Genomic DNA, 12,811 nt, shown 5'->3' with positions numbered 1-12,811 from the left:
TACTTACGCAGGAACTCGCCCGTCAAGCACGGACCCGACTATTGCGTTCAGTGTCCTGAGTCAGCGTCGATAACAGGAGCACACCATGAATCAGCCCACGATCTCGTCACAACCACGCAGCGCAATTGCGCCCTTTGTCGTGCGCGAACTCTTTTGCCCTCCACCCACACGCATTGATGAGGCGTTGGGCCAGGAGGTCAACGAGCGTCTGATGGCGTGGATACCGAGCGTGGGTATCTTTGCCGGTAAACACGAGAAACTGCGCGCCAGTGACTTCGGCCGCTATGCAATGTTGTGCCATGCCGACACGGACGATCCGGACAGGTTGCTGCTCGCAGCGCAGTGTTTCGCGGCATTGTTCGCGGTGGATGACCATTATTGTGACGACCAATCGCTTGGCGGCCGCCCTGAGAATGTGGCCCAAATGCTGTCGTTCGCCATCACGGCTATCGACCCGGTTTATTTGCCTGCGCCTTTCGATGAAGAACTCTCGCAACAACAATCGCGCGACCCGGTGATCAGAGGATTGCTGTCTTACATGACACGCGTGGGTCATTTCTGCACACCCTCACAAGTGGCTCGAGTCCGGCAAATCACCATTGCCATGTTTGTCACCATGGCTGCCGAAGCTCCGTGGCGTATCTATGGCACCCAACCCACCATCGCGGAATACCTGGCCAGCCGACAGGTCAACAGTTTCTGGCCCTGTCTGGTTCTGATTGATGCTATCGGGGGATACGAAGTACCCGCCAACCTGTATTCCCAGCCGGAGATTCACCACATCAGCGCGCTGGCAGCACTGGCCACGACGTTGGTCAACGACTTGTACTCCGCTTACAAAGAGCACCTCAAGGAAACGGGAGACTTCAAGCTTCCCTACCTGCTGGCGGCCAGACACGACTGCTCGCTTCAAGACGCCATCGATAAATCGGCGGATATTCATGATGCCGTCATGCAGGAATACGTAACGCTTGAAAAGCAATTGCTGAGCACTGCCACGCCTTTGACCAAACGCTATCTGAACGGCTTGACCACTTGGATTGCGGGCAATCGGGAATGGCATAAACACAGTGCGCGTTATCACGTCTGAGCGATCGTTTTAATACGCGATGCCCCCTCAAAGCGCATTGGGCTGGCAGGGGCAGCTATTTTTTCACTGAACTCTCGCCTGCGCCGGCCAGTCAGCTATTCAAGACTAACGCTTCAGGCCCTGACACTCATGCAGATTTCCCTCGCCCGCCAAGTTGCCCTCATCACCGGCGCCAGCTCCGGCATCGGCCACGCCGCCGCCAAAGCCCTTGCCGCTGCCGGCGCCGCCGTGGTCATCAACTACAACCGCCAGGCCGAACCCGCCGAAGCACTCGCCCGGCAGATCATCGCCGACGGCGGTCAGGCGATTGCCATTCGCGCCGATGTGTCAAAGGAAGATGACGTAGAACGGCTGTTCGCCGAGACCCTCGACGCCTTCGGTTCGCTGGACATTCTGGTGGCCAACTCCGGTCTGCAAAAAGACGCGGCGGTTATGGACATGTCGCTGGCGGACTGGAACGCGGTCATCGGCGTCAACCTCACCGGCCAGTTTCTCTGCGCCCGCGCCGCCCTGCGGATTTTCAACCGTCAGGGCGTGCGCGAAGGCGTGTCCCGGGCCGCCGGCAAAATCATTCACATGAGTTCGGTGCACCAGCGCATCCCTTGGGCCGGGCATGTGAATTACGCCGCGTCCAAGGGCGGCGTCGATCTGTTGATGCAGTCTCTGGCGCAGGAAGTCAGCCATCAGCGCATTCGCATCAACGGCATTGCGCCGGGTGCGATCCGCACGGCCATCAATAAAGAAGCCACCGAAGGCGCGGCCGGCGAAAAACTGCTTGAGCTGATTCCCTACGGACGCATCGGCGATGTCGAAGACGTCGCCAACGCGGTGGTGTTTCTCGCTTCCGATGCCGCCGATTACATCGTCGGCACCACCCTGTTTATCGACGGCGGCATGAGCCTCTATCCGGAGTTTCGCGGCAATGGCTGAGCATCATCCAGAACGACAAAGCCCGATCGACGCCCACGGCATCATCGGCGACATGCGCAGTGCGGCACTGGTCAACGACAAGGGCAGCGTGGATTTTTTCTGCTGGCCGGAGTTCGACAGCCCATCGATTTTCTGTTCGCTGCTGGACACCCCTGACGCAGGGATTTTTCAACTGGCGCCGGACTTGCCCGATGCCCGCCGCGAGCAGATTTACCTGCCGGACACCAACGTCCTGCAAACCCGCTGGCTCAGTGAATATGCCGTGGTGGAAATCACCGACATGCTGCCGGTGGGCGACAGTGAAGATGACTTGCCACTGCTGATGCGGCGGGTGCGGGTGGTCAGTGGCGAGGCGACGTTCCACATGCGCTGCGCCGTTCGTCACGACTATTCCCGCGCCGACACCCGTGCGCAGCTGGATCAAAAAGACGTGGTGTTCAGTGCCACAGGGCAACCAACACTGCGTCTGGCTTCGGATCAGCCCATGCAAGTCGACGCAGATGCAGCGGTTACCCGCTTCACCCTCAAACAGAATCAGACCGCCGCCTTCATGCTCGGCGCCACCGACGATCCGCGCTTTGCCGAAGGTGCCGGTGACTTCTGCATGGAACGCACCCTGAAGTTCTGGCGCGACTGGATCGGTCAGTCGATTTATCGCGGACGCTGGCGGGAAATGGTCAACCGCTCCGCCCTCGCGCTCAAGCTGCTGACCTCACGCAAACACGGTGCGATCCTCGCCGCAGCCACCTTCGGCCTGCCGGAAACCCCCGGCGGCGAGCGCAACTGGGACTATCGCTACACCTGGATCCGCGATGCCTCGTTCACGGTTTACGCGTTCATGCGTCTGGGTTTCGTCAGTGAAGCCAACGCCTACATGGGCTGGCTACGCGGACGGGTCAGCGATTGCTGTGGCCAACCGATGAAACTCAACATTCTGTACGCCATCGACGGTCGTCAGGAATTGCCGGAAACCGAATTGACCCACCTGTCAGGCCATGGCGGTGCGCAACCGGTCAGGATCGGCAATGGCGCGTATGACCAGATCCAGCTCGACATCTTTGGTGAGTTGATGGACGCGGTGTATCTGGTCAACAAGTACGGTGACGCGATTTCCCACGAAGGCTGGAAACACGTGCGCGAAGTGGTCGATCAGGTTTGTGAGACATGGCAGACCAAGGATGTAGGCATTTGGGAAATGCGTGGTGAGCAACATCACTTTCTGCACTCGCGGCTGATGTGCTGGGTGGCGCTGGATCGGGCGATTCGGCTGGCCTCGAAGCGCTCGCTGCCGGCACCGTTCGCGCAATGGGATCAGACTCGCCAAGCGATCTACGCCGACATCTGGGACAACTTCTGGGACGAAGAACGCGGGCATTTCGTGCAGTACAAGGGCGGCACTGCGCTGGATGGTTCAATGCTGTTGATGCCGCTGGTGCGTTTCGTCAGCGCGAAGGACCCGCGCTGGCTGTCGACGCTTGAGGCCATCGAAAAGACGCTGGTGCGCGACGGCATGGTTTATCGCTACCGCAATGATGACGCCAACATCGACGGTTTGACCGGCACTGAAGGCGCGTTTGCTGCGTGTTCATTCTGGTATGTCGAATGCCTGGCCCGTGCCGGGCAAGTGGAAAAGGCCCATCTGGAATTCGAACAATTGCTGCGCTATGCCAATCCGTTGGGGCTGTACGCCGAAGAGTTCGACAGCCATGGGCGGCATCTGGGCAATACCCCCCAAGCACTGACGCATCTGGCATTGATCAGTGCAGCGAGTTTTCTCGATAGGCGCTTGAGTGGGGAAAAGAGTGAGTGGCAGCCGTAATTGTCATCGGAGTCTGTCGGACATTTGCCACCTCCCACTCGCAGCAAGACTAATTCCTACAATCAGTCACTCCCTGTGGCGAGGGGATTTATCCCCGATGGGCTGCGAAGCAGCCCCAAACCCTCCACAAGCAATCCTCCAGAAATACCGCATTCACTGACTTTGCGACTGCTGCGCAGCCGGTCGGGGATAAATCCCCTCACCACAGTTGCGCGGCTCAGTTCCTACATTCGCTAAACACCACCACTCAATCCCTCCCCCCGCAACTTGCACTTACACCCTGAAATACCTTGTTGCCAGCGGTTACATCCACCCCTACCATCAAGCGCAACGGGCACAGCGGAGCTGTCCAACAAAACCCGAATTCAAGGAACCAGAATGTCCCAGCACGTCCAGCGCACCATCAATTCCCCCCTGCGCACCGGCCTTACCCGCACCCAACTGTGGGAAGCCGCCGACAAAGGCCTGATCAAATGCTGGGAAATCGGCCGCCAGCGCGCCACCCGCTTCCCCGACCTCGCTCTGCAATGCCTCGCGGGTGAACTGCCGGTGCTCGGCTGGAAAGGTGGCGTCAGCCGCAGCCTGAAGAAAAACGAGAAGTACGGCTCACTGAAATACCTCGCCCAATGGCAAGGGTTGCGCGGAGAAGATCTGGATGTCGATTTGAGTGCGGAGCGTTCGCTGACGTGTTCACGGACGAAGATGGTGGTGACGTTTACCCCGGATCGGACGAAGTATTTCAATCAGGTGGCGGAAGCTGAGGCTTAAGGAACAGCGGCACTCACCGAAAACCGCTCCCGATACGCCTGCGGCGTCACGCCGATGGCGCGCAGGAAACTGCGGCGCAACGTCTCTTCACTGCCAAACCCACAATTGGCAGCAATCCGCTTGACCGGCAGCCCAGTATCACCGAGCAGCCGCCGCGCGGTCTCGACGCGGATCAACTCGATAGCCCGCGCCGGGGTCTGGCCGGTGTCGGCGCGGTAGTGGCGGACGAAGCTGCGTTCGCTCATTCCGGCCTGTTCGGCGAGGGTGGGAACACCGAGATCGCAGGTCAGGTTTTCGGCGATCCAGGCATGCAAGTCATCGAAACGATTGCCCTGATTCTGCAGCGACAACGTCACGCTGAACTGTGACTGCCCGCCCGGGCGTTTGAGGAACACCACCAGATGTCGGGCAACATCCAGCGCGATGTCGCGGCCGAGGTCTTCCTCGACCATGGCCAGCGCCAGATCGATGCCGGCGGTGACGCCTGCCGAGGTCCAGACCGGGCCGTCGTTGATGAAGATCGGATTGGCCTCGACTTGCAAGTTAGGGTGCTGCTGCGCCAGTTGCTCGCAACGGGTCCAGTGGGTGACGACGCGACGACCGTCGAGCCAGCCACTGGCCGCGAGCAAAAATGCCCCGGTGCACACCGAGGCCACGCGCCGGCATTTCGCCGCGTGTTCCCGCACCCAGTCCACGAGTGACACATCTTCAGCGGCGGAATAAATCCCCCAGCCGCCCGCGATGATCAGCGTATCGCTCGGCTCCACCGGTAACGGTTCGGCCAGCACCGCCAACCCCGCCGACGACATCACCGCCCCGCCCTCGCTGGCAATCACTGACGGCGCATAAGGAACCGGCAAGCCGCGCTGACGGGCGAGATCATTGGCCGAGGCGAATACCTGCAAGGGACCTGTGACATCGAGGATCTGCATGTTGGCAAACGCGAGTACGTGGATGGCTTTGGGCATTTGGCGTAATTCGTGGGGTAATTGGCGTATGCGCCAAAACCTACGCGCCTACAGTGAAGCCGTCCACCCCTTTTAATGGAGCAAGAACGATGACGCTGCAGATCGGTTTTCTGTTGTTTCCGCAGGTTCAGCAATTGGATCTGACCGGGCCATACGACGTGCTCGCTTCGCTGCCGGGCGTGCAGGTGCATCTGATCTGGAAGGATCTGATGCCGGTCACCGCCAGCACCGGGCTGCTGCTCAAGCCGACCACCACATTCGAGGACTGTCCGGATCTGGATGTGATCTGTGTGCCCGGTGGCGGTGGCGTCGGGCCGCTGATGGAAGATGAGCAGACGCTGAGCTTCATCAAACGTCAGGCGGCGCAGGCGCGTTACGTGACGTCGGTGTGTACGGGTTCGCTGGTGCTTGGCGCGGCGGGCCTGCTGCAAGGCAAACGCGCAACCACGCACTGGGCGTATCACGATCTGCTGCCGACACTGGGCGCGATTGCGGTGAAGGATCGGGTGGTGCGTGACGGCAATCTGTTTACCGGTGGCGGGATTACTGCCGGGATCGATTTTGCGCTGGTGCTGGCGGCTGAACTGGTTGATGCCGATACGGCGCAACTGGTGCAGTTGCAACTTGAGTACGCGCCGGCACCGCCGTTTAATGCCGGCAGCCCCGATACAGCGCCGAGCGCAATCGTCGATGAAGCCCGGCTGCGTGCGGCGCAATCGTTGAAACTGCGCACGGAAATCACCGGGCGCGCGGCGGCGAAACTCAACTTGCGCTGATCCTCAGCCATCCACAAAACCCTGTGGGAGCTGCCGAAGGCTGCGATCTTTTGACTTTGGCTTTTTCAAGATCAAGATCAAAAGATCGCAGCCTTCGGCAGCTCCTACAGGTCGGCTGTCACTGGCTTCAGCCCCTGCTTTGCTCTTCACCTTCACTTGTCCCCCGCCGCCCGTCCGTGTAGAAAGCCCTTCCACAAAATCTGCACAAGGACCCTCCATGAAGTCTCTGCCATGGCTTTATCTGGCACTTCTCGGTATCGGCTACGGATTGGCGCTGAGTTACGGCCAACTCGGCTGGCTCGCGCTGATTTCTGTCGGGCTTCTGCTCTTCGCCGGTTTTGCCGTACGTCAGCAACACGTGCCGGTCGCGCGCTATCTCGGTCACGGTCTGTTCGTCGTTCTGGCGTTGGCGCTGGCGTTGCATTGGTTGCCCGGTTTCTACAACGGTCGCGCCATCGACCCGCAACGCTTCACCGACAACGCCGTACCGTTCTCGATGTACCTGAATCAGGACAAACCGCTGATCGGCCTCTGGCTGTTGCTGGTCTGCCCATGGATTGTCGCGCGGCGTTCATTGCGCCTGACGGTGTACGCCAGCGCTCTCGCCCTGACCTTGAGCGCGATCCTCGCCCTCGGCGGGGCTGTGTTGCTGGGCGTGATCGCCTGGGCGCCGAAGTGGCCGGATCAGGCGTGGCTGTGGGTGCTGAATAATCTGCTGCTGGTGACGCTGGTCGAGGAAGCGCTGTTTCGCGGCTATATACAGGGCGGCCTGAGCCGACGCTTCAAGCACCTGCCATACGGCGAAAATCTCGCCCTGCTGCTGGCTTCATCATTGTTCGCACTGGCGCATATCGGCGCTGGCTGGACATGGGTGTTGCTGGCGGGTCTGGCAGGTGTCGGCTATGGTCTGGCCTACCGTTTTGGCGGACTCGGCGCGGCGATCGCCACGCATTTCGGGCTGAACCTGCTGCATTTCGGCTTGTTCACCTATCCGATGCTCGCGGGCTGAAGCAAGGCCGGTTTTGCGACGCCGTACATAAATCTGAAAAAAAATTTCAATAAAAAGCTGACACCGCCGACAACCTTTCAAAGCCTTGCGGATTGAAAAACCATGCGTAATAACCAGCCCATCACACAACGCGAACGGACTTTCCCGGCTCAGCAACGGTTGATTTCCACAACCGACGCCAAGGGCATGATCACCTACTGCAACGACGCTTTCGTCGAGATCAGCGGGTTTTCGCGTGAGGAACTGATCCGTGCGCCGCACAACCTGGTTCGTCACCCCGACGTCCCGGCGGCGGTGTTTTCGCACATGTGGGGCACACTGAAACAAGGCTTGCCATGGATGGGCATTGTCAAGAATCGCTGCAAGTCCGGGGACCACTACTGGGTTAACGCCTACGTGACACCGGTGTTTGAAGGCAATCAAGTGGTCGGTTACGAGTCGGTGCGGATCAAACCCACCGCCGAACAGATCCGCCGTGCCGAAGCGCTCTACCAACGCATCAACCAGGGCAAGTCGGCAATCCCTTCCAGCGATAAATGGCTGCCGGTGCTGCAAGACTGGCTGCCGTTCATTCTGGTCAGTCAGCTGGGTTTCGTGATCGGCGCGACACTCAACTCGCACTGGGGCTTTGCTTTGGCGGCCGGTCTGTCGGTGCCGCTGGGCCTGATGGGTTTGCAATGGCAACAACGCGGGCTCAAACGCCTGCTGCGTCTGGCCGGGCAGACCACGTCCGACCCGTTGATCGCGCAGATGTACACCGACAGCCGTGGCGCCCAGGCACGTCTGGAAATGTCGATCCTCAGCCAGGAAGCACGCCTGAAAACCTGCCTGACCCGTCTGCAGGACACCGCCGAACACCTGACCGATCAGGCCAAACAGTCCGACCGACTGGCGCACAGCAGCTCTACCGGCCTGGAACGTCAGCGCGTGGAAACCGAACAGGTCGCCACCGCCGTCAACCAGATGGCCGCCACCACTCAGGAAGTCGCCAGCCACGTGCAGCGCACGGCTGATGCCACTCAAGAGGCCAATCGCCTGACCGGTCGCGGCCGCGACATCGCCGGCGAAACCCGCGAAGCCATTCAGCGCTTGTCGGTGGTTGTGGGTGAAACCGGCCTGACCGTGACCCAACTGGCCAAGGACAGCGACGAAATCGGCGGCGTGGTCGACGTGATCAAAGGCATCGCCGACCAGACCAACCTGCTCGCCCTCAACGCCGCCATCGAAGCGGCCCGTGCCGGCGAGATGGGCCGTGGGTTTGCCGTGGTGGCTGACGAAGTTCGCCAACTGGCGCAACGTACCAGCGAATCGACCGGGCAGATTCACGCCTTGATCGCCAAGTTGCAACAGACTGCTTCGAGTGCGGTACAAACCATGGAAGCCGGGCATCGCCAGGCTGAAGAAGGTGTAGCGCGAGTCCTGGAAGCGGATCAGGCACTGGTCGGCATCAGCGAAGCGGTGGCCAACATCACCGACATGACCACCCAGATCGCCGCCGCGACCGAAGAGCAAAGTGCCGTGGCTGAAGAAATCAGCCGCAACATCAGCAATATTTCGGAACTGGCGGATCAGACCTCGGAACAGGCGCACAACTCGGCATTGCTGAGTGAAGAGCTGACGAAGACGGCCAATACGCAGTATTCGTTGGTGGAGCGGTTTAACCGCTGACTGAACTGGCGATAACAAAAACCCGGACAGCGAAAGCTTCCGGGTTTTTTATTGCAGGTCGGAAATGGATGGCGCCAGAGCCGGAATTCGCTGACTACCTTGGTTTGCCTACGCATCCACACTTGCCCGACGCTGTCTAGCTGTCAGGTTTTACAGTAGACGCGCGTTCATTAAAGAACCTTCAATGGCATCCAGGTGTTCTCACCTGTCTTTGTTCATACACGGAGAAGGATTTCATCATGAGCGCGAAGTGCATTTTCATCACGAAGCAAAACAGTTTCCAGCCCGACACCAATGATTTTCACTGGAGTTTCGGGGCTGAGCCCATCAACGCTCAACACAGCTCGTTCGCCTATAGCGTCTTCGCGCCTACCGGCGAAGAAAGTTGGGTCTTTGCCGGTTCGACCGGATCGTTGGACGAAGAAAACTACTTTAGCTTTCTTCTGAGCGTGCCTTATCTCGATGAAGATTTGATGGAGTACACCTACAAACTGAATGACGGCAAAGGGTTGCATGTTGCCCATATCCATTCGATACCTGCCCCACCGGGTTTCACGGGATTCGCAACTGTCGATGCCGATGACGCGGAACTTACAATCAGACTGGACCGGACAACAGGCACCGTCACCGGTGACTTCACCGCAACGTTCAAATCCGAAGGTTATCGTTTGTGGCCGAACGGAACGTTCAAACTGACAAGAACCGATCAATGAATCAGCATTAGGCGGTACGGCTTCTGTGCGATGAGCGGGGCAAACGCCCCACTCATCGGCTTCGCAACTATTGCGGCAAACGGAGTTTATCCAATAGTCGATTGACCAACAGCTCGTTCAGCATGATCACCTGTTGCAGCGCCAGCAGCGGTTTGCGCTCCGGGCCACCCACCGAGTTGGCGATATTACCGGCCATAGCATGGGCGTATGACAGCGACTCACAGGCTTCGACGAGCAGGGTTTCGTCATCCAGCGTGGGGTCAACGAGAAACACGGGGCGAAACTTGGGCGATTTTGGCGGAGCCGCCAGGTCTTCGGGTTTGAGGTAGTAATCGAGGGCGCGATCGGTTGCCTCTTTTACCTTTTGCGGGTCAAGCGCAGGGTCGTGGGGGATCGGATCGGTGTGCGGTGGGTTTGGCGTGATTTTGAACATGGATGAAGTCTCGTATCGAAATTAATAAGAGCCATCACCCTCGCTACCAAACGATGGGTGGCGGCCATGCGCGGGTTGGTAGACCGGTCGATACGGAAACCCGGCGCTCACGAATGAGCCCCACGCATGTCCACCATAAAAACGCAGCCGCAAAAAGAGGCTGAATAAGGTGGCGCCATACGGCGGTACCGAAGCGGGCTACCAAACCCGATCACTGTTTTTCAGTGACAGGGAAACGATATAGCCCACTGCATAGCCGTGTAAGCCGGCGGATTCTGGCGTACGCGTAGGTAACGGCGCAAGGTGTTGTAGCCCTTATGGCGTAACGCTTTGTGTGGTTTAAACGTGTTCATGGGATTACGTTTACTCGCTGAAATTGCCGGTAATCAGCCTCTTCTTTTGATGTTGTCTGGCAGACCGCTTTCGCGAGCGGGCTCGCTCCCACAAGGGATCGTCGTCGGGCACAAAATATGTGTGCCACCGCAAATCCAGTGTGGGAGCGAGCCTGCTCGCGAAGAGTCCATAACAGCCAGCGAAATTATTGAGGCAACTTCAACTTATCCAGCAACCGATTGACCAACAGCTCGTTCAGCATGATCACCTGTTGCAGCGCCAGCAGCGGTTTGCGCTCCGGGCCGCCCACCGAGTTGGCGATATTACCGGCCATGGCATGGGCGTACGACAGCGACTCACAGGCTTCGACGAGCAGGGTTTCGTCATCCAGCGTGGGGTCAACGAGAAACACGGGGCGAAACTTGGGCGATTTTGGCGGAGCCGCCAGGTCTTCGGGTTTGAGGTAGTAATCGAGGGCGCGATCGGTTGCCTCTTTTATCTTTTGCGGGTCGAGCGCAGGGTCGTGGGGGATCGGATCGGTGTGCGGTGGGTTTGGCGTGATTTTGAACATGGATGACACTCCTATTGCAGTTTAGGAGCCATCACTCTCGCTACCAAACGAGGGTGGCGGCCATACGCGGGTTGGTAGACCGGCTGCAATAGGAACCCGGCGCTCACGAGTGAGCCCCACGCATGACCACCATAAAACCGAGCCCCAAGAAGAGGGACTGCCTACGGTGTTGCCATACAGCTATTACAGACGGGCTACCAAACCCGATCACTGATTTTCAGTGACAGGGAAACGATACCGCCCGCCTCATAGCCAAGTAAGCCGGCGGATTCTGGCGTACGCGTAGGTAACGGCGCAAGGTGTTGTAGGCCCGATGGCGTAACGGGTTGTGTAGCTTAAACGTGCTCGCGGGATTGCGTTTATGGGCAGAAAAAGCGGGAAGTTGGCCTGTTGTTTTGATGTTGTTTGTCAGGCCGCTTTCGCGAGCAGGCTCGCTCCTACAGTTGGGCCGGGTACATCAGCAAGGGATTGGTCGGCTGGTAGGCCGCCATCGCTGGCAAGCCAGCTCCCACAAGAATGAGTACACCCCGCACGCGGCGCATGCCGCCCCACTCAAAGGATGAGCGTTAGCTCGGCTGCCGCTTTTGATCTTGATCCACGGGCGACGTCGGAAGGCTGAGTGGAGGGATCGATCTGGGCGTGGGAGCGCAGCGACCGTTTGGCGAAGCCAAACACAGCGAGAGGAGGTGCAGCGCAGCAAACCGGAGACGCTGCGCCCGGATCGATCCCGGAGCGAAGGAACCCCGAGCCCCAGCGAGCGGGCCGCACGTAGGAGCAAGCGTTTTTTTGCTTACTTTTTTTAGGCGTTTGTAAAAAAAGTGAGTCGCCGTCAGGGCGAAACCCTAAGTGGCCGTTACCGCAGCAATGGATATGTACCCAAAAAATATGTCGTGACTGAAATCGATCCCCCTCACCCCAGCCCTCTCCCCCATGGGGGCGAGGGGAAAGGGAGCAGATCTTCATGCAGTTCAAAATCTCAGACCAGCTCGGTCAGCTGCTGAGAAACTCGGCTACTTTCTGCGCGGCACTGGCCAAATGCTGCTCATGCGTAAACCCGGAAACCTTGAGCGGCTTCAGGTCATGATCCCCCGCCACAAGCCAAAACACCTCAATACTCGGCGATAACGAATAAGCCTCAACCGCCTCACGATTACCCAGCGCATCCCGCTCCCCCTGCACAATCAACGTCCGCGTCTGCAAACCAGCCAAATGCTCAACCCGCGGCTTCTCCGGTTTGCCCACCGCATAAAACGGATAACCCAGGCAAACCAAGGCATCAGCGCCCAACTCATCGGCCAAGAGACTCGCCATCCGCCCGCCCATGGACTTACCACCGATGGCCAAAGTCCCAGCGACATGGCGTCGCACTTCGGCAAATACTTCGCGCCAGCACTCAAGCAGTTTCGCCGCAGGATTCGGCGGCCGCTTGCCCCCATCCACCCGCCGCTGCGCCATATACGGAAACTCGAACCGCAACACGTTCACCCCAAGCCCAGCAAGGCGCCCAGCCATATCCGTCATCCACTCGCTATCCATCGGCGCACCCGCCCCATGCGCAAGGATCAACGTCGCCGAAGCCTCACCCACAGCCGCATCCCATAACCACCCATGATCACGTACGCACTGCGCCCATTGATCCCCGTCAATACTGGCCTTGTGCTGTTTGTCCATGCTTGCCTCGCTTTTAGTCTGCCTATAACTCCAGACGAAGGATTCGCAGCGTTTTCTGCGTG

Annotated in this window: 12 protein-coding genes; 8 read left to right on the top strand and 4 right to left on the bottom strand. The window is 59.0% G+C overall.

The window, feature by feature from the left end:
• The first annotated feature begins 85 nt into the window (after positions 1 to 85).
• The 4 genes from ACA043_RS09845 (at position 86) to ACA043_RS09830 (ending at position 4,607) form a co-directional block, all read left to right on the top strand.
• Entirely contained in the window at positions 86 to 1,090 is a 1,005-nt protein-coding gene (locus tag ACA043_RS09845) for a terpene synthase family protein (RefSeq protein ID WP_497659078.1), read from the top strand.
• Between the two features lie 129 nt (positions 1,091 to 1,219).
• The gene (locus ACA043_RS09840) at positions 1,220 to 2,020 is read left to right on the top strand and encodes a glucose 1-dehydrogenase (protein ID WP_187680924.1); all 801 of its coding nucleotides are present in this window, start codon (positions 1,220 to 1,222) and stop codon (positions 2,018 to 2,020) included.
• Positions 2,013 to 3,839, top strand: a complete 1,827-nt coding sequence (locus ACA043_RS09835) for a glycoside hydrolase family 15 protein (RefSeq protein WP_497659077.1) — start codon at positions 2,013 to 2,015, stop codon at positions 3,837 to 3,839. Before ACA043_RS09840 ends, ACA043_RS09835 begins: the two co-directional genes overlap by 8 nt.
• 378 nt (positions 3,840 to 4,217) lie before the next feature.
• The gene (locus ACA043_RS09830) at positions 4,218 to 4,607 is read left to right on the top strand and encodes a hypothetical protein (RefSeq protein ID WP_497659076.1); all 390 of its coding nucleotides are present in this window, start codon (positions 4,218 to 4,220) and stop codon (positions 4,605 to 4,607) included.
• Here the strand turns inward: ACA043_RS09830 and ACA043_RS09825 are convergent.
• On the bottom strand, positions 4,604 to 5,575 hold the full coding sequence (locus tag ACA043_RS09825) for a GlxA family transcriptional regulator (RefSeq protein ID WP_489878683.1): 972 nt from the start codon (positions 5,573 to 5,575) through the stop codon (positions 4,604 to 4,606). The genes ACA043_RS09830 and ACA043_RS09825 overlap by 4 nt on opposite strands.
• Positions 5,576 to 5,664: 89 nt before the next feature.
• Between ACA043_RS09825 and inhA the strand changes: the two genes are divergently transcribed.
• From inhA to ACA043_RS09805, 4 genes are all read left to right on the top strand, one after another.
• Positions 5,665 to 6,351, top strand: a complete 687-nt coding sequence (inhA, locus tag ACA043_RS09820) for an isonitrile hydratase (RefSeq protein WP_497659075.1) — start codon at positions 5,665 to 5,667, stop codon at positions 6,349 to 6,351.
• Positions 6,352 to 6,568: 217 nt separating this feature from the next.
• Complete coding sequence (locus ACA043_RS09815; RefSeq protein ID WP_497659074.1) at positions 6,569 to 7,360, top strand: CPBP family glutamic-type intramembrane protease; 792 nt, start codon at positions 6,569 to 6,571, stop codon at positions 7,358 to 7,360.
• A 102-nt stretch (positions 7,361 to 7,462) separates the two neighbouring features.
• Positions 7,463 to 9,028 (top strand): methyl-accepting chemotaxis protein, encoded by a 1,566-nt coding sequence (locus tag ACA043_RS09810; RefSeq protein WP_497659073.1) that lies wholly within the window; start codon positions 7,463 to 7,465, stop codon positions 9,026 to 9,028.
• Between the two features lie 239 nt (positions 9,029 to 9,267).
• On the top strand, positions 9,268 to 9,741 hold the full coding sequence (locus tag ACA043_RS09805; RefSeq protein WP_497659072.1) for a hypothetical protein: 474 nt from the start codon (positions 9,268 to 9,270) through the stop codon (positions 9,739 to 9,741).
• Positions 9,742 to 9,808: 67 nt separating this feature from the next.
• On the opposite strand, the gene ACA043_RS09800 is transcribed toward ACA043_RS09805, so the two are convergent.
• From ACA043_RS09800 to ACA043_RS09790, 3 genes are all read right to left on the bottom strand, one after another.
• A complete protein-coding gene (locus tag ACA043_RS09800; RefSeq protein ID WP_497659071.1) occupies positions 9,809 to 10,174 on the bottom strand; it encodes a DUF6124 family protein in 366 nt (121 codons plus the stop codon).
• Between the two features lie 538 nt (positions 10,175 to 10,712).
• Entirely contained in the window at positions 10,713 to 11,078 is a 366-nt protein-coding gene (locus ACA043_RS09795; protein ID WP_497659070.1) for a DUF6124 family protein, read from the bottom strand.
• A gap of 990 nt (positions 11,079 to 12,068) precedes the next feature.
• Positions 12,069 to 12,749 carry an alpha/beta family hydrolase gene (locus ACA043_RS09790; RefSeq protein WP_401265543.1) on the bottom strand — a complete coding sequence of 227 codons (681 nt, stop codon included), beginning with the start codon at positions 12,747 to 12,749 and terminating at the stop codon, positions 12,069 to 12,071.
• Positions 12,750 to 12,811 lie beyond the last annotated feature (62 nt).

The organism is Pseudomonas sp. LBUM1648, assembly GCF_059716145.1.
Note: the sequence above shows the minus strand (reverse complement) of the source record. Positions and strands in the feature narration are given on the sequence as shown.

What these genes read in the sequence shown, in the direction of transcription:
- ACA043_RS09800 (WP_497659071.1), bottom strand. Translation starts at nt 10,174, where the DNA reads ATGTTCAAAATCACGCCAAACCCACCGCACACCGATCCGATCCCCCAC.
- ACA043_RS09825 (WP_489878683.1), bottom strand. Translation starts at nt 5,575, where the DNA reads ATGCCCAAAGCCATCCACGTACTCGCGTTTGCCAACATGCAGATCCTC.
- ACA043_RS09830 (WP_497659076.1), top strand. Translation starts at nt 4,218, where the DNA reads ATGTCCCAGCACGTCCAGCGCACCATCAATTCCCCCCTGCGCACCGGC.
- ACA043_RS09805 (WP_497659072.1), top strand. Translation starts at nt 9,268, where the DNA reads ATGAGCGCGAAGTGCATTTTCATCACGAAGCAAAACAGTTTCCAGCCC.
- ACA043_RS09845 (WP_497659078.1), top strand. Translation starts at nt 86, where the DNA reads ATGAATCAGCCCACGATCTCGTCACAACCACGCAGCGCAATTGCGCCC.
- ACA043_RS09815 (WP_497659074.1), top strand. Translation starts at nt 6,569, where the DNA reads ATGAAGTCTCTGCCATGGCTTTATCTGGCACTTCTCGGTATCGGCTAC.
- ACA043_RS09810 (WP_497659073.1), top strand. Translation starts at nt 7,463, where the DNA reads ATGCGTAATAACCAGCCCATCACACAACGCGAACGGACTTTCCCGGCT.
- ACA043_RS09835 (WP_497659077.1), top strand. Translation starts at nt 2,013, where the DNA reads ATGGCTGAGCATCATCCAGAACGACAAAGCCCGATCGACGCCCACGGC.
- inhA (WP_497659075.1), top strand. Translation starts at nt 5,665, where the DNA reads ATGACGCTGCAGATCGGTTTTCTGTTGTTTCCGCAGGTTCAGCAATTG.
- ACA043_RS09840 (WP_187680924.1), top strand. Translation starts at nt 1,220, where the DNA reads ATGCAGATTTCCCTCGCCCGCCAAGTTGCCCTCATCACCGGCGCCAGC.
- ACA043_RS09795 (WP_497659070.1), bottom strand. Translation starts at nt 11,078, where the DNA reads ATGTTCAAAATCACGCCAAACCCACCGCACACCGATCCGATCCCCCAC.
- ACA043_RS09790 (WP_401265543.1), bottom strand. Translation starts at nt 12,749, where the DNA reads ATGGACAAACAGCACAAGGCCAGTATTGACGGGGATCAATGGGCGCAG.